Genomic DNA, 15,543 nt, shown 5'->3' with positions numbered 1-15,543 from the left:
CACGGGGGGCGCGGTGACCTGCTCGCCACGAGGGGCGCGGCGACCTGCTCGCCACGCCCCCGGCGTTTCCCCGTTAGGCGGGGATGGTCCACTGCTGCGGGAACAGGCCGTTGCAGTCGTAGATCTGCAGCTTCGTGCCGTTGGCGGTGGCGCCCTGCGGGGCGTCCAGGCAGCGGCCCGACTGCGGGTTGAACAGGGAGCCGTCCGAGCGGTGCGTCCACTTCTGGGCGCCGCTGCCGTTGCACTCCCAGAGCTGCACCTTGGTGTGGTTGGCGGTGCCCTGCGCGTCGACGTCCAGGCACTTGCCGAAGGCGCGCAGGCTGCCCTCGGGGTGCTTGGACCAGCGCTGGCCGGTGGCGACGCCGCAGTCCCAGAGCTGGGCGGCGTTGCCGTTGGCGTTGGTGTTGGTGTCGACGTCCAGGCACTTGCCGCCGGGGCCGGTGACCCGGACGGCCTTGCCGGGCAGCGTGCCGAGGCCGTACCTGACCTGGCACTGGTTGCCCGTCAGGTGGGTCGCGGTCAGGTAGAGGAAGCCGGTGCCGTTCGCGGACGGCACGATGGGCGAGCTGTAGCCGGGGCAGGACGGCTCGCCGGGGTTGTAGCCGCCGGTGGGCGAGGTGATCGCCGGCGCCTCGATCTCGGTCCACTCGCCGGCGCCCAGGTTGGTGTTGGCGAACAGCACCTGGCCTGACTCGCCCAGCACCGTCTTGTTGCCGGTCGGCCCCGCCACGACGCGCTGGCCCGACATCAGCAGCGTGCCGTTGGCGCCGCCGCCCGGCAGCCAGGCGACGTACGGGGTGTGCAGCAGCTCCCGCTGGTCCGCGGTGCGCACGAGGGTCCCGGCTCCCGAGCCCCAGTTGAGGCCGTCGGAGCTGGTCTTGACGTACACCTCGCACGCGTGGTCGGCGTCCGTGGCGTCCCTGCACAGCTCGTACGCCATCAGGAACGTGCCGTTCGGCAGCCCCGTCACGATCGACATGCCGGGCCTGGCCAGGTTGTCGGCGGGGAAGGCCACGTCCAGGGTCATCGTGGCGCTCCAGGTCTGGCCGCCGTTGGTGGAGGTGTAGTGGCCGATGACCTGGTTGTTCGTGGCGCTGCCCGCGGGCCGCTCGTCGGAGATGAAGCAGGCCAGGGTGTTGTTCGGGGCGAGCAGGAACCACGGCTCCCAGATGCCGTGCCCGATCGTGTCGGGCAGGCCGCTGGTCTGCGTGCAGTTGGACAGGTACGTCCACGTCACGCCGTGGTCGGTGCTCTTGAACACCTCGACCTTCTGCGCCGTGTAGTCGCCGTCCACCCAGGCGGTCCCGGCGGCCAGGATGTCGCCCTGGCTGAGGCCGTTGGCCGTGCGCGGCACCTCGTACAGGACCGGCGCCCCGATTCCCCAGCCCGGGGTGTGGGAGGTGATGGTGGAGATCGGGTTCGCCGACCAGGTCCGGCCGCCGTCGGTGCTGCGGTGGACGGGGAACGAGGCGGGCGCGTTGTGGCCGCGCTTGGCGAACGTGGCGAGCATCGTCTCGTTCGCCGAGCCGTCGTGGTCGAGCCTGATCGCCCTCGGGTAGCTGGCGTCACCCAGGGGGAACGTGGTCAGGTTCGGGGAGTAGAGCACCTGGCCGGCGGGGGCCGCCGAGGCGGGGCCGGCCAGCGCTCCGAGGCAGGTGGCGATGAGGGCTAACGCGGTCACGAGCCGCGCGGGGGGTGTAAGCCGCACTACTGGTCTCCTTTAGCGGTTATCTCCGATGACGAAGCCGGTGTAGGTGTCGACGTCCACGGCGGAGCGGGCCACGACCGTGCCGTCGCTGATCAGGGCGATGTGCAGGCGCCCGCTGGTCCAGCCGTCCGGCAGCTCGGCGCGCACCTCGGCGGCGGCGCTGAGCAGGAACGGCTTGGCCTCGATCCACGGGCCTTCCGCCCCGGGGGCAGAAGGCGCGGGGCCGAAGACGGGGGTCCAGGCGGTGTGCAGGTGGCCGTTGACCGGCTCGCCGCCGTGGTGCGAGACGCGTACGGGCACGCTCACCTCGCGCGACTCGCTGAGCAGGTCGCGGCCTGGCGCGACGGGCACCACGTCGAGCACGAGCGTGGTCGTGGCGTTCACGTCGGCCGGGTCCACCCCGGCCAGGTCCTTGGCACGGCGCTCGAAGTCGAGCAGGCCGGCCGACTCGTGCTCGATGTCGTACAGCTCGGTGTAGACGTAGCCGGCCACGCGGTCGTGGCGGCGCAGCTCCTGGGTCTGCCAGCGCAGCTGCCAGCCGCGCTCGACGGAGGTGAAGCCGGTGCCGTACTCGCTGTTGAGGTTGGGCAGGCCGCGCAGCGGCTGGCCGGGGGCGCCGGCGAGCTTCTTGCGCACCACGAAGTCGGGGCCGAGCTTGACGGGGAAGTCGTCCTGCTCGCCGTTCAGCAGGGCGGCGACCGTCTTCCCCCAGGAGGCGGCGGACTCGTCGTAGTAGTGCCAGTCGAGCAGGTCGGTCTTGACGTGGGTCCAGCCGGAGTTGTCGACGGCGGGCCTGCTCGCGTCGAGCGCCTTGAGCAGGTCGTACGCCTGCGCGGTCGCCGCCTGCTTGGCCGGGTCGCCGGGGATGTCCCAGTCGAGGCCCCACTCCTCGTTGTACAGGCCCCAGATGATGACCGCGGGGGAGTTGCCGTCGCGCTCGACCATGGGCGCGATCTGCTCCTCGAACGCCGCCACCGAGTCGGCGGAGAAGCGGCCGGTCGCGGCCGGCTCGGCCCACACCAGCATGCCGAGCACGTCGGCGTGGTGGACGAAGCGCGGGTCCTCCAGCTTGAGGTGCTTGCGCACCAGGTTGTAGCCGGCCGCCGCGGCCAGTTCGAGGTCGCGGCGCAGCGCGGCGTCGTCGGGCGGGGTGATGCCGGTCAGCGGCCAGTACCCCTGGTCGAGCACGCCGCGCACGAACAGGCGGCCGCCGTTGAGGTACAGGTCCTCGCCGATCACCTCGATGCGGCGCAGCCCGGTGTAGGCGGCGACGGTGTCGGTGCCGTCGGCCGAGGTCAGCGTGGCGTCCACGTGGTAGAGGTGCGGGTCCTCGGGCGACCACAGGCGCGGCCCGGCGACCGGGATCACGGTCTCCGCCAGGCCGTTCACGACCGGGACCTCGACGCTCACGTCGGTGCCGCGCAGGCTCAGCACCAGCGTGGCCTCGGCGGCGCCGGACACGCGGGCCTCGACCTCGATGGCGTCCAGCCCGTCAGCCGGGCGCAGCTTCAGCCCCGCCAGGTACGTCGCCGGCCTGGCCTCCAGCCAGACGCTCTGCCAGATGCCCGAGGAGGGCGTGAAGCAGACGCCGTCGAAGTCGTCGCGCGGGATGCTGCGCTGCTTGCCGTGCGCGATCTCGCGCTTGTCCAGCGGCGCCGAGACCCGTACGACCACCGTCTGGTCGCCGTCCCGGAGGGCATCGGTGATGTCGGCCTCGAACGGCGTGTACCCGCCGCGGTGGCGGGCCACCTCGATGTCGTTCACCCACACGGTGGCCTCGTGGTGCACGGCGCCGAACTGGATCACGACCCGCTGCCCCGCCCAACCGGCGGGAACGGTGAACGTGCGGCGGTACCAGGCCACGGGCAGCCAGTGGGCCTCGATGCCCGACGCGGGGGTCTCCCAGGCGAAGGGCACGGTGATGGTCCGGTGGTAGTCCTGCTCGGTGTCGGCCCGGAAGTCCCAGTCGCCGTTCAGGCTCGACCAGGAGTGTGACCGGTCGAAGTGGGGGCGGGGGTACTCCATGATGCTCTCTTTCATGATCCGGGTCAGCCCTTGACGCTGCCCGCGAGGATGCCGTTGATGAAGTGGCGCTGAAGCAGTACGAAGATCACCAGCAGGGGCAGCATGGCGATGCTCCCGGCGGCCAGCAGCTCGCCCCACACGGTGGCGAAGTCGGCGCCGATGCGGTTGCCGGTGACGTTCTGGGCCAGCGTGGACAGCACCACCTGGAGGGTCTGGTGCGCGGTGTCGTTGACGGCGACGACCGGCCAGACGAAGTCGTTGTAGATGTTCATGGTGGTCAGCACGGCCAGCGCGGCCAGGCCCGGCCGGATGACCGGCAGCACGACCTTGTAGAAGATGCCGAACTCGCCGGCCCCGTCCACCCGCCCGGCGTCGATCAGCTCGTTCGGGATGGCGGCGATCGTCTGCCGCATCCAGAAGATGCTGAACGCGTCGACGCTGCCCGGCAGGATCAGCGCCTGGTACGTGTTCACCCAGCCCAGCGCGCTCATCTCCAGCAGCAGCGGGATGATCAGCACCAGCGTCGGCAGCATCAGCGTCAGCAGCACGACGCCGAAGAGCAGGTTCTTGAACGGGAAGTCGTACTTGGCGAAGGCGTAGCCGGCCAGCGGGCAGAAGACCATCGTCATCCCGCCCTTGACCAGCAGCACGATCGCCGTGTTCAGGAACCCGGTGCCGATCGGCACGTCGGCGAACATCGCCCGGTAGTTGTCCAGCGTCAGCTCGCCGATCGACAGCGGGCTGGCGATGATCTCGGCCGCCGGCTTGAGCGAGGAGCTGACCGCCCACCAGATCGGGTACAGGAACACGATCGCGAGCAGCGTCAGCAGCACGTACTGTCCGACTCCCGGCCTGTTCTGGCTCATGACACCTCGTCCTTCGGGCGCAGCATCCTGACCGAGACCAGCGACAGGCCGAAGACCAGCAGGACCAGCAGGAACGAGTTCGCGGCGCCGGTGCCCAGGTCGGAGGCGGTGATGTGGTCGTAGAGGTAGAGCCCCGCGGTGGTGGTGGAGCCGTACGGGCCGCCCTCGGTGACCACGAACGGCTCGGCGAACATCTGGAAGACGGCCAGCGTCTGGATGACCACGAGGAAGGCCATGCTCCGGCGCACCAGCGGCACGGTGATCGACCAGAACTGGCGCCAGCGGGAGGCGCCGTCGAGCGAGGCGGCCTCGTACACGCCGCCGGGGACGGCCTGCAGGCCAGCGAGCAGGATGATGATCGCGAACCCGGTGGTCTTCCACAGGAACAGCAGCGCCAGCGTGGGCTTGGACCACGCCGTGGAGGTCAGCCAGCCCACGTCGGGCAGGCCCACCAGGTTGAGCAGGTAGTTGATCAGGCCGTAGTCCTGGTCGAAGACCACGATCCACACCTGCGCCATGGCCACCAGCGGGGTCACGAACGGCGCGATGAACGCCACCCGGAAGAACCCGCGCAGCCGCAGCTTGGCGTTGGCCAGCAACACCGCGCCGCCCAGCCCCGCCACGATCTGGATCGGCACGATGAGCAGCCACATGACGGCGCTGTTGCCCAGCGAGGCCCAGAACTCCGTGCTGGTCAGCAGGTAGAGGTAGTTGTCGAGGCCGACCCAGCGGGCCCCGCTCCCGCCCCGCCAGCGCATGAAGCTGAGCTGCAGCGCGTAGATCAGCGGGTAGAGCCCGAACGCGCCGAAGACCGCGAAGAACGGGGCGATGAACAGGTACGGCGTCAGCCGTACGGAGCGCAACCTCATGAGCGGTCGATCAGGTTCTTCTGGATCTTCTCGGCCGACTCGCTGATCACTTGGTCCGGAGACATCTTGCCTTCCATCAGGCGTTGCATGTTGTTGCCGAGGTAGTCCACCGACTGCGCCCACCACCACGGGATCGGCGCGGCGGCCGGGATGCTCGCGCCCGCCTCGACGGCGACCTTCCACAGGTCCTGGCCGCCGAGCGCCTCGATCGGCTTGAACAACGGCTTGGCCGGGTCGGCGGCGGGGGTGTAGCTGGGGATCGAGGTGGACAGGCCGCCGGGGTAGACGTCGTTGGGGCCGTACACGGCGGTGTAGCCGGGCTCCTTGAAGCACAGGAACTCGTACAGCAGCCAGGCCAGCTCCGGGTTCCTGGCCTTGGCGGGGATGATGAAGCTGCTGCCGCCCATCGCGCCGCTGCGCGCGCCGCCCGGCGTCCAGGCGGGCAGCGGCGCGGCGCGCCACTTGCCCTTGGTGTTCTTGAGGAGCTGCTGCGGGGCGAACGACCACCAGATCGCCCACGGCACGAACACCTGCTGGCCGTTGTCGAGCGTGTTGACGTCGGCCTGCTCCAGGTAGGGGGCGTGGGTGACGAGGCCGTCCTTGACCGCGGTCTGGATCCAGGTGAGGATCCGCCGGTACTCCTCGGAGTCGAGCCGCAGCTTGCCCTGCGCGTCGGTGAGGCTCGTGCCCTGCTGGTTGGCCAGCATCTCCAGCCAGAGCTGGCTGAGGAACGGGGTCTTCTCCAGGTGGATGGGCCTGGTCCTGGGGTCCTTCTCCTTGATCGTCCTGGAGGCGGCGAGCAGGTCGTCGTACGTGGCCAGGCTCGCCGGGTCGACGCCGGCGCTCTCCAGGATGTCCTCGCGGTACCAGAGCAGGCCGGGGTCCAGGTCCCACGGGACGCCGTAGATCTTGCCGTCCACGGTGTTCACCGACAGCTTGTACGCCGAGGTCTGGTCCTTGTACGGCGCGATCAGGTCCGTCAGGTCGAACAGGTGCTCCGCCTGCCCGCCGATCTTGGCGTCGTCCCAGAAGCTGCCGTCGGGCACGTCGGTGCCGCTGATCAGCGTGTTGGCCAGCTTGGCGTCGATGTCCACGGCCTGGTGGACGACCTTGACGTTCGGGTACGCCTGGCGGAACTTGGCGATCGCGGCGTCGAACACCTTGAACAGGTCCCCCGACCGGTTCCAGATCGTGATCTCGCCCTTGGCGGCAGAGCCGGACGCGGTCGGCGCGGCCAGCTTGCTCGGCTGCGCGCTCGTGCCGCCCGGGGCCGCGCACGCGGCGGCCAGCGAGCCGGTGGCGGCGAGCGCGCCGATGCCGACGGCTCCCTTGAGAAAGCCGCGGCGGCCAATGGGGGATGTAGTCATCTTCGACTCCTCGCCGGACGGGGAAGGGCGTGGTGAGCGCTCTGCAACGATGCAGACATAATGCATACTCGTCTGCAACGATGCAAGGCCAGGTTTAGGATCTTCCCAAGAACGGCACCCGGAGGTATAGGAGACGCATGGCCGGTCCAACCCTGCGCGACGTCGCGAAACTGGCGAACGTGTCCATCCGTACGGTGTCCAACGTCGTCAACGGTTACGCGCCGGTCTCCGACGAGCTGCGGGCCCGGGTGCAGGTGGCGCTCGACGAGCTCGACTACCGCCCCAACCTCATCGCCCGCAACCTCAAACAGGGCCGCACGGGCATGATCGCCCTCGTGGTGCCCGAGCTGGACGTGCCGTACTTCGCCGAGCTGGCCCGCGAGGTGATCAAGGCCGCCCGCGCGCACGGCTACGTGGTGATGATCGACCAGACCGACGGCGACGGCGACAGGGAGCGCGAGCTGCTCGGGCGCGACTCGCGGGCCACGATGTTCGACGGCCTGCTGCTCAGCCCGCTGTCGGTCTCCGCCGAGGAGCTGCGCGCCCGGGGCAACCGCGTGCCGATCGTGCTGCTCGGCGAGCACATCTTCAACGGCAGCTTCCCCCACGTCGCCATCGACAACGTGGCCGCCGCCCGCGACGCCACCGCGCACCTGCTGGAGCTGGGCCGCCGCCGGGTGGCCGCCATCGGCGACCAGCCGTACGCGACGGGGGAGACGGCCCAGCTCCGCACCGCCGGCTACCGGCAGGCGCACGCCCGCGCCGGGCTGGACGTGGACGACGAGCTCATCGTGCCCACCGCGCACTTCCACCGGCGGCTGGGCGCCGAGGCCATGGAGCGGCTGCTGGCCCTGCCCGAGCCGCCCGACGCGGTGTTCTGCTACAACGACCTGCTCGCCCTGGGCGCGATCAGGGCGCTGACCAGGGCGGGCCGCCGCGTCCCCGACGACGTGGCCGTGGTCGGGCTGGACGACATCGAGGAGGGCCAGTACAGCACGCCCAGCCTGACGACGGTCGCCCCCGACAAGGGGGAGATCGCGCGGCGGGCGGTGGACACGCTGCTGGAGTCGATCCGGGGAGAGCTCGGCACGCCCCCCGAGATCGTGGTGCCCCACCGGCTCATCGTCCGGGAGAGCACCGCCGGGGAGGTCAGTCCACGGTGACGGACATCAGGTCACGGCCCACGCTGACCCGGCCGCCGTAGCCGCCGGAGCGCACGTCGGCGACGAACTCCGCCTCTCCCGCCTCGTCGTCCGGCGCCGGGATCAGGTGGGTGAGCACGAGATGCCCGACCCCGGCGCGCCCGGCCAGGCCGCCGAGCGCCACCGTGTCGGCGTGGTAGGAGAAGATCTTCTCGAACGGCGTGCCCGCGATCGCCCCGCTCAGCGCCGTCGTCCTGCACGCCTCGTGCACCAGCACGTCCGCGCCCCGGCTCAGCTCCTCGACCTCCTCGCACACCCGCGTGTCACCCGAGATCACGACCGTGGCGTCCGGGGTCCTGATCCGGTACGCCACCGCGTCCGGCACCGGCTCGTGGTGCACCGCCACGGCCTCCACCGTGACGTCGCCGCCCCGCCACACCTCCTGCGGCGTGGCCTTCGCGGCGAACGTCCGCAGCCGCGTCTCGGGCGGCACCGCCTGCACGTGCTCCATGCGCAGCGCGATGTCGGCCGCGTACGGGTCCAGCATGCGATCCACGAACCCGGCCGCCTCGCCCTCCGGCACGTGCAGCTCCAGCGGGCCCGTCCGCCACACGTGGTCCTGGATCCACCGGCCCATCACCACGTCCGGCAGGCCGATCACGTGGTCGCTGTGCACGTGCGTGACGAACAGCGCGCTCAGCTCGTGCAGGCCCGTGCCCGCCTCGGTCAGGCGCAGCACCGTCGCGCGGCCCGCGTCGAACTGCAGGGCCGTCTCGCCGTACCTGACCAGCACGCCCGCCCCGGCGCGGCCGGGCGAAGGGATCGGCACGCCGGTGCCGGTCAGGGTCACGGTGGTCGTCATGAACGTACTCCTCGGGTCAGTCGACGGTAGCCGGCCCACATCAGGGCCACCATCAACACGTGCAGGGGGATCTCGACCAGCAGCTTGAACGCGCCCATGGCCACGGCCCTGTCGGCCAGGTACAGGCGCGCCTGGTTGGCCACGAGCGCGCCCTCGCCGAGCATCCAGCCGAGGTTCACGATCGTGTACGCCCGCAGCCGCACCGGGTCGCGGCGCCAGCCGTGGCCGCGCCCGGTCAGCACCCCGGCCGCCACGGCGACCGGCGGCAGGCGGACCAGCAGCAGGATCGGGGTCACGGCCACGACCGTGCCCCGGATGATCAGGACGGGCAGGAAGAAGTCGGTCGCCTCGCCGGACAGCGCGGCGATCGCCGCCGCGCCCGCCGCCAGCCCGAAACCGCCGATCGCGGGCAGGAGGCTGCGGGCGTGCGTGAACCGGTAGACCGCCACCCCCGCCGCCAGGCACAGGGCCACGGTCAGGGCCAGGGGGAGGCGCTGGGTGGTGGCGTAGACGAGGGTGAAGCCGAGCACGGGGGCCGCCGTCTCGACGACGTGCAGGCCCGCGCGGCGAAGCAGGGCGAGGTCACTCATGGGTCTCCAGGAGGTCGAGGGGAACGGCGCCCGGGGTGCCGGCGCGGTCGGCGGCGCGGAGGGTACTCGGGGTGTCGGTGGCGCGGGCGGTGCGCGTCGGCGGCAGGAGGGGCAACCATGCGGCGGCGTCGCGGGCGATCGCCGCTCCGACCGGCCCCGGCCGGCTCGGGAAGGGCGCGGCGGCCAGGACGACGCGGTCCGGCCGCACCAGCACGGCCGCCGTCCGCGCGTCCCGCAACCACCGTTCGAGCGTTCCGTCGGCGACCACGACCGCCGTGTCACCCGCGCACACGCCACCAGCACCGCCGGTGCCACCCGCGCTGCCAGCCTGGCCCGTGCCGGCCGCGCTGCCAGGGCCACCCGCGCCCCCAGCCTGGCCGGTGCCACCCGCGACGGGCGGCCGGCGCACGTGGACGACGACCGCTCGCAGGCGGCGTGCCAGGGCGGCCAGGTCCTCGTGGAGCGGGCCGAGGGCGAGGACGGCGAAGGAGTCGCCGAGCAGGTCGTCGAGCCGGACCAGCCGCTCGCCCGCCTCCCCGCGCACCTCCACCCACGGCTGCGGCGCCAGCGTCCCGGGAAGCCCGGCCACGCCCCGGACGAGCGGCCCGGGGCGCAGGCGGGGCGACGTGCCGCGGGCCGCCAGGGTGTGGGCGGCGGGCAGGCGCCCGGTCCGGCTGAGCAGCAGCCGCCGCACGGACGCGCCCCGCTCCCGCCCGCCCGTCATCGCCCGCCCGATCGTGACGGCCAGCCGGACGGTCCGGGTGACGTGCGGCGCCCGCTCGGCCTCGTAGGTGTCCAGCAGCCGCTCGGAGCCACCCTCCGACAGCACGAGCGCCAGCTTCCAGGCGAGGTTGGCCGCGTCCCGCAGCCCGGCGCCCATGCCCTGCCCGATGAACGGCGGCGTCAGATGCGCGGCGTCACCGAGCAGGAACACCCGCCCGCGCCGCCACCGATCCGCCACCTGCGCCCGGAAGGTGTAGGCGGCCTGCCGCAACACCGTCAGCCTCTCCAGGGGCACGCCCGCCACCCACGGCGCGAGCAGCCCAGCCAGCCGCTCGGGCCGGGTCAGCTCGGCCTCCGTCTCCCCCTCCCGCATCCGGAACTCCCATCGGTACCGCTCCGGCCCGATCCGCATGAACGTGGCCGCCCGCTCCGGATCGCACACCTGGTACGTGCCGTCCCAGACGTCCAGCGGCTCCACGCACCGCACGTCCACCACCAGCCACCGGTCGGCGAACCCCAGGTCACGCATGCGAGCCCCGATGCCCCGCCGGATCAAGCTGTTGGCCCCGTCGCAGCCGAGCACGGCGTGCGCCCACACCTCCCGCTCCCGCCCGCCGCCGGCGTCACGCAGCAGGACACGCACCCGAGCGGGCCCCGGCACCTCCTGCTCGACCCGTACGACCTCGGTCGACGGCAGCAACTCCACCTCCGGGCGGCGGGAGAGGTTCGCCCGCAGCAGGGACTCCAGGTCCGGCTGGTCGAACATGTTCGCCTGCGGCCACCCGTGCCGGCCGGCCCCGCGATCCCGCCGGAACTCGGCGATCGTGCGCAGCCCGGCGTCGACCAGCCGCATGCCCGCCGCGGGCGTGCTGACCGCCGTGAACTCCTCGGCCACGCCCATCCGCTGCAGGATGCGGTGCACCTCGTCGTCGAGATGCACCGCCCGCGGCAGCGGGTACACGCCGGGATGCGGATCGACGACGAGGCTGCGCACCCCGTACCCGGCCAGCAGCGTGGCGGCCGCCACCCCGGTCGGCCCGGCCCCGGCGACGAGAACAGGCACGGTCTCGACGCCCGCCTCCGGCACGGTTCCGATGCGTGCCTGCGGCACGACGTTCACGCGTACTCCACGGGTGTGCGCTGGCAGCCGAGGTCGATGGCGCCGTCGCCGGTGGAGATGCGCGCGCTGACCACGTCGCCCGCCCGGAGGTAGGCGGGCACCCGGGCCTGCCGGTCGAAGAAGATCTTCCACTTCAGCTCGGGCGGCAGCAGCGCCCCGATGCGTTCGACCACCGCGGGCGGAGCCTTGAGCGCCGTGCCGCCGGGCGTGCCGGTCAGCAGCACGTCGCCGGGGCTGAGCGCCTGGAACCTGGCCAGCTCGGTCAGCGCCGCCGCCGGCCGGGCGATCATGTCCGCCACGGTACGGTCCTGCCGCGGCACCTGGTTGACCGACAGCCGCAGCCGCAGGTCCACCAGCCGGCCGAACTCCTCCCGGTCCAGCAGCACCAGCCGCGGCCCCAGCGGCGTGAACGTCGGGTACGACTTGCTCTCGTAGAACTGCCCCTTGGCGAGCTGCACGTCCCTGGCCGACACGTCGTTGGCGACCACCAGCCCGGCCACGTAGCCGGGCAGCGAGGCCTCCGTCACGCTCGTCCCCACCGGCAGCTCGGCCCCCATGACCAGGCCCAGCTCGATCTCGTAGTCGAGCAGCCGCACGTGCCGCGGCTTGACGATCGGGTCGTACGGGCCCGCCACCGACCCGGACGCCTTGCGGAAGAACGTGATCGGCACCCGCCCCGGATCGAACCCGGAGTCCTGGGCGTGCGAGCGGTAGTTCACCATCTGGGCCACCACCCGGCAGGGCGTCGTCACCGGGGAGCGCAGCTCCAGCTCCTCGACCGGCACGCCCTCCTCGGCGGGGGTCAGGACGGCGGCCCGGTCGGCGAGCAGCTCGGCCGTGGTCCGCGCGGCCGTGTCCACCGCGTGGGCCAGCCCGTCGCGCTCGACCCACCAGCCCTGCTCGGTACGCAGTACGTTGACGCTCACGCTCTCATCGCTTTCATCAGGCCCAGCAGGCGGGCGGCGTCGATCTCGTTGTCCTCGCGCAGCGCCGTGAAGACCGTGCGCAGCAGCTCGGGAGAGGGGTTCGTGCCGAGGAAGTCGCGGGTGACCGGCGGCCCCCACTGGGCCAGGCCGCCGGCGGACATCGGCGCCCACCCCGGCTCCACCGTGCAGTCGAACAGGTCCCCGTCGGCGAAGTGCTCCACCATCAGCCGGTCGGGGTCGCGCCAGTAGTCGAAGATCTGGCTCCCCTGGATGTGCCGCCCGATGCCCCACACCCGCCGGTAGCCGCGCCCGGCCAGGTACTCGCCGCCCGCGGCCACCGCGTCCAGGTCCGCCACCTGGTACGCCGAGTGCACGTACCCGACGCCGGGCCCGAGGTGCATCGCGAGGGTGTGGTGGTCGGCCGGCACGCCGCCCCGGTCGCAGCGCACGAACGCCATGGTGGGGCCCCGGTCGCGCTGCCCGTCCAGGAAGAGGAAGTCGCTGACGATCATGCCGAGCGTGTCCAGGTACCAGCCGAGCGCCCGCTCGAACCACCTGGTCTCCAGCACGACGTGACCCAGCCGCTGCACCCGCGCCGGCTCGCGTGCCGGGCGCTGCGTGGCGTTGATCCGGGGCCGGGCGTCGCCGACGTTCATCGGCAGCGGCCGCTGGCCGGACATCGGCGGCAGCTCGGCCACGCCGTGCACGACGCGTACCGGGAAGCCGCTGGGATCGCGCAGCTCCACCACCCGCCCGCCGCCGGGGTCGCTCAGCTCCCGCACGTCGGAGCCGGTGGCGCGGGCGAGCCTGGACAGGTCGCCGGGCGTCGCGGCCAGGAACGCGGGGCCCACGAAGCGCGATCTCGGCCCCTTCCTGATCACCAGGCAGTGGGTGCCCGGCAGGGTGCCGCGCAGGTACAGCGCGTCCCGCGTCCGGCGGGCCACCGCGAAGCCGAAGTCGAGGGCGAACGTCTCGGCCCGGTCGAGGTCGGTCTTCTCGAACTCCAGCCAGGCCAGGTCCACCACCTTGATCACCGGATCCCGTGACCGGCCGGGATGCTCGCCCCGCAGCGGCCCGCGCTCGCTGTGCAGGTTCTCGTGTGCGCTTCCCATCGCCACCCCCATGTTGATTGGACGCTCATTAGTGATGAAATAATCAGAAATGAGGGAAGCCTCTGTCAAGCCGGTATGCTGAAGAACGTGAAACCGGATCAGCGGCCCGCGTCACGGCTGGAGCGGCGCAAGACGCGCACCAGGCAGGCGCTCATCGACGCGGCCAGGGAGTTCCTCGCGCGGCAGGGTGTGGCGGAGGTGAGCATCCAGGAGCTCACCGAGGCGGCCGACGTCGGGTTCGGCTCCTTCTACAACCATTTCGGCAGCAAGGACGAGCTGTTCCAGGCCGCCATCACCGACGTGCTGGAGGAGCACGGGCAGTTCCTCGACCGGCTCACCGCCGGCCTCGACGACCCGGCCGAGGTCTTCGCCGCCTCCGTACGGCTGACCGGCCGCATGGTCAACACCCACCCGCAGATGGCCCGCATCCTGAGCCGTACCGGGCTGCAGTACCTCGACTCCGACGTGGGCCTGGCCCCGCGCGCGCTGCGCGACATCCGCAAGGGCATCGAGGCGGGCCGCTTCCACGTCGCCAACCCGATCGTCGCCCTGGCCGGCGCCGGCGGCTCGCTGCTCGGCTTCCTGCAGCTCCGGCTGTCGCAGCCCGGCCTGGTGGACGAGGACGCCTGCGACGAGCTGGCCGAGCAGGTGCTGCGCATGTTCGGCATGGACCGCGAGGCCGCCCGCGCCGTGGCGCACCGGCCGCTGCCCGGTGGTGGTGCGGGCACTACCTGAGGCTCTCGCCGTAGCGCCCGTGTGCGGGCGTCCGGCCGTCGATTGGATGATCGGTATGAACCAAGAGATGCCAGGACGCTGGGTCGAGGGCGCCGGTGCGGTGCTGGGGCCCCTGCTGCTCGCCGCCGGGGTGCTCGCCCGCGTGGGCGACGACGACTTCTTCCCGGGCCAGCTCGCCGCGTTCGCCGCCGACCCGGGGCGGCTGGCCTGGTCCTACGGCCTGTACGCGGCCGGGGTCGTGCTGCTGTGGCCCGCCGTGACCGCGCTGGGCCGGCGCATCGGGCCGTCCGCGTGGGCGCGGTGGGGCGTCACGCTGGTCGTGATCGGGCTGTTCGGGCGGGTGTTCCACGCCGGGGTCAGCCACCTGGCGTTCCAGCTCGTGGACGTGCTCGGGCTGGAGGCCGCGCAGCGGGCGGTCGAGGGCACGTACGGTGCCTTCCACGTGTTCAAGGCGACCAACGTCTGCATCATGGGCGGCTGGATCGTGCTGGCCGTCGGCGCCTACCGGGCCAAGGCGCTGGGCCTGGTCAGGAGCGTGGCGCTGGCGCTGGCGGCGGCGCTGCCGCTGGGCGTGCTCAAGGGCAGCACAGACCCGGTCGCGCTGGTGGCGCTGGCCGGGCTCGTCGTCGCGCTGGTGCCGCTCGGCGTCACGGTGCTCAGGGACGGGCCCGCGCCGCGGTGGTGGGCGGCGGGGCTGGCGGTCGCGTTCGTGCCGGTCGCGTTCCTACTGGGTCTGGCGGGTTAGGCGAACGTGGGAGAGCAGCGCCAGCACTCCCGCGACGAGGTACGGCCAGTCGAACAGCTCCAGGGCGCTGGAGCAGTTGTGCGGCGCGTCCGACAGCAGCCAGGCGGCGGGCTGGAACAGCGCGGGCACCAGCAGCGCCAGGCCGCACAGCGAGGCGGCTCGGTGCTGGGAGAGCACGGCGCCGATCGCGGCCAGCGAGACCCAGTAGTAGAGGCCGTGGGCGGTGTCGAGGTGGTAGAAGGCGAGCGCCCACGTTCCCTTCATGTCCGCCCAGCAGCCCGGGTCGCTGGAGGGGGTGTTCCTGGCGAGCGTCCGCACGAGCGCGAGCAGCACGACCGCGCTCCAGATGACCGCCCGCGGCCACGGCACCCGCCGCTCCGGGCGGGCCCGCAGGAGGGCGGCGACGGCGATCGCCTCACAGGCCAGGGCGATGCCCATCTGCGGGCCGAAGGAGCCGGTGCCGACGACCACGACGTTCACCACGGTGGCGAGCAGCGTTCCCGCCGCCGCGATCGTGCCGGCCGTCGCGAACCAGCGCGGCGCCCAGAGCGCGAGGAACGCCAGCACGACCGGCAGGTATGCGGTGGCGTAGGCGTGGGCCATCGCCACCGCGGACTCCAGCGCGTCCGGCTGGGGCGGCTCGTAGGCGAACCAGCCGAAGCTCTGGAGCATGAAGATGGATAAGAAGTTCGGCGCGGTGGCCGCCAGGATGGCCACAAGACGGAACATCGGCAGCCTCTCGCCAGGGAACGT

Annotated in this window: 14 protein-coding genes; 3 read left to right on the top strand and 11 right to left on the bottom strand. The window is 72.2% G+C overall.

The window, feature by feature from the left end; genetic code table 11:
* Positions 1–73: 73 nt before the first annotated feature.
* Genes AB0I79_RS34605 through AB0I79_RS34585 form a run of 5 tightly spaced genes read right to left on the bottom strand, consistent with a single transcriptional unit; the run spans position 74 to position 6,835 of the window.
* Entirely contained in the window at positions 74–1,708 is a 1,635-nt protein-coding gene (locus AB0I79_RS34605; RefSeq protein ID WP_357882266.1) for a ricin-type beta-trefoil lectin domain protein, read from the bottom strand.
* A gap of 12 nt (positions 1,709–1,720) precedes the next feature.
* On the bottom strand, positions 1,721–3,733 hold the full coding sequence (locus AB0I79_RS34600; protein ID WP_357882263.1) for a sugar-binding domain-containing protein: 2,013 nt from the start codon (positions 3,731–3,733) through the stop codon (positions 1,721–1,723).
* Positions 3,734–3,756: 23 nt separating this feature from the next.
* On the bottom strand, positions 3,757–4,599 hold the full coding sequence (locus AB0I79_RS34595; RefSeq protein WP_357882260.1) for a carbohydrate ABC transporter permease: 843 nt from the start codon (positions 4,597–4,599) through the stop codon (positions 3,757–3,759).
* A complete protein-coding gene (locus AB0I79_RS34590; protein WP_357882257.1) occupies positions 4,596–5,468 on the bottom strand; it encodes a sugar ABC transporter permease in 873 nt (290 codons plus the stop codon). Before AB0I79_RS34590 ends, AB0I79_RS34595 begins: the two co-directional genes overlap by 4 nt.
* Entirely contained in the window at positions 5,465–6,835 is a 1,371-nt protein-coding gene (locus AB0I79_RS34585; RefSeq protein WP_357882254.1) for an extracellular solute-binding protein, read from the bottom strand. Before AB0I79_RS34585 ends, AB0I79_RS34590 begins: the two co-directional genes overlap by 4 nt.
* A 137-nt stretch (positions 6,836–6,972) precedes the next feature.
* Here AB0I79_RS34585 and AB0I79_RS34580 point away from each other — a divergent pair, with 137 nt between their 5' ends.
* A complete protein-coding gene (locus tag AB0I79_RS34580; protein WP_357882250.1) occupies positions 6,973–7,998 on the top strand; it encodes a LacI family DNA-binding transcriptional regulator in 1,026 nt (341 codons plus the stop codon).
* Here the strand turns inward: AB0I79_RS34580 and AB0I79_RS34575 are convergent.
* From AB0I79_RS34575 to AB0I79_RS34555, 5 genes are read right to left on the bottom strand one after another with little or no spacing between them, the layout of a single operon-like run.
* Positions 7,985–8,839, bottom strand: a complete 855-nt coding sequence (locus tag AB0I79_RS34575; RefSeq protein ID WP_357882247.1) for an MBL fold metallo-hydrolase — start codon at positions 8,837–8,839, stop codon at positions 7,985–7,987. The two genes, AB0I79_RS34580 and AB0I79_RS34575, sit on opposite strands and share 14 nt — an antisense overlap.
* Entirely contained in the window at positions 8,836–9,429 is a 594-nt protein-coding gene (locus AB0I79_RS34570; RefSeq protein ID WP_357882244.1) for a DUF3159 domain-containing protein, read from the bottom strand. Before AB0I79_RS34570 ends, AB0I79_RS34575 begins: the two co-directional genes overlap by 4 nt.
* Positions 9,422–11,272, bottom strand: coding sequence for a bifunctional 3-(3-hydroxy-phenyl)propionate/3-hydroxycinnamic acid hydroxylase (locus AB0I79_RS34565; RefSeq protein WP_357882241.1), 1,851 nt, complete (start codon positions 11,270–11,272; stop codon positions 9,422–9,424). The genes AB0I79_RS34570 and AB0I79_RS34565 overlap by 8 nt, the downstream gene beginning before the upstream one ends.
* Positions 11,269–12,198: a fumarylacetoacetate hydrolase family protein gene (locus AB0I79_RS34560; RefSeq protein ID WP_357882238.1), complete on the bottom strand. Its 930-nt coding sequence runs from the start codon at positions 12,196–12,198 to the stop codon at positions 11,269–11,271. Before AB0I79_RS34560 ends, AB0I79_RS34565 begins: the two co-directional genes overlap by 4 nt.
* Positions 12,195–13,310 (bottom strand): VOC family protein, encoded by a 1,116-nt coding sequence (locus AB0I79_RS34555; RefSeq protein WP_357882235.1) that lies wholly within the window; start codon positions 13,308–13,310, stop codon positions 12,195–12,197. Before AB0I79_RS34555 ends, AB0I79_RS34560 begins: the two co-directional genes overlap by 4 nt.
* 87 nt (positions 13,311–13,397) lie before the next feature.
* Between AB0I79_RS34555 and AB0I79_RS34550 the strand changes: the two genes are divergently transcribed.
* Positions 13,398–14,045: a TetR/AcrR family transcriptional regulator gene (locus AB0I79_RS34550; RefSeq protein WP_357882232.1), complete on the top strand. Its 648-nt coding sequence runs from the start codon at positions 13,398–13,400 to the stop codon at positions 14,043–14,045.
* A 67-nt stretch (positions 14,046–14,112) separates the two neighbouring features.
* Positions 14,113–14,790, top strand: coding sequence for a hypothetical protein (locus AB0I79_RS34545; protein ID WP_357882229.1), 678 nt, complete (start codon positions 14,113–14,115; stop codon positions 14,788–14,790).
* On the opposite strand, the gene AB0I79_RS34540 is transcribed toward AB0I79_RS34545, so the two are convergent.
* Entirely contained in the window at positions 14,770–15,519 is a 750-nt protein-coding gene (locus tag AB0I79_RS34540; RefSeq protein WP_357882226.1) for a hypothetical protein, read from the bottom strand. The genes AB0I79_RS34545 and AB0I79_RS34540 overlap by 21 nt on opposite strands.
* Positions 15,520–15,543 lie beyond the last annotated feature (24 nt).

This window comes from Nonomuraea sp. NPDC050202 (assembly GCF_040656115.1).
In the GTDB taxonomy this organism is placed as follows: Bacteria; Actinomycetota; Actinomycetes; order Streptosporangiales; family Streptosporangiaceae; genus Nonomuraea.
This window is presented reverse-complemented; position numbering and strand designations above follow the sequence as displayed.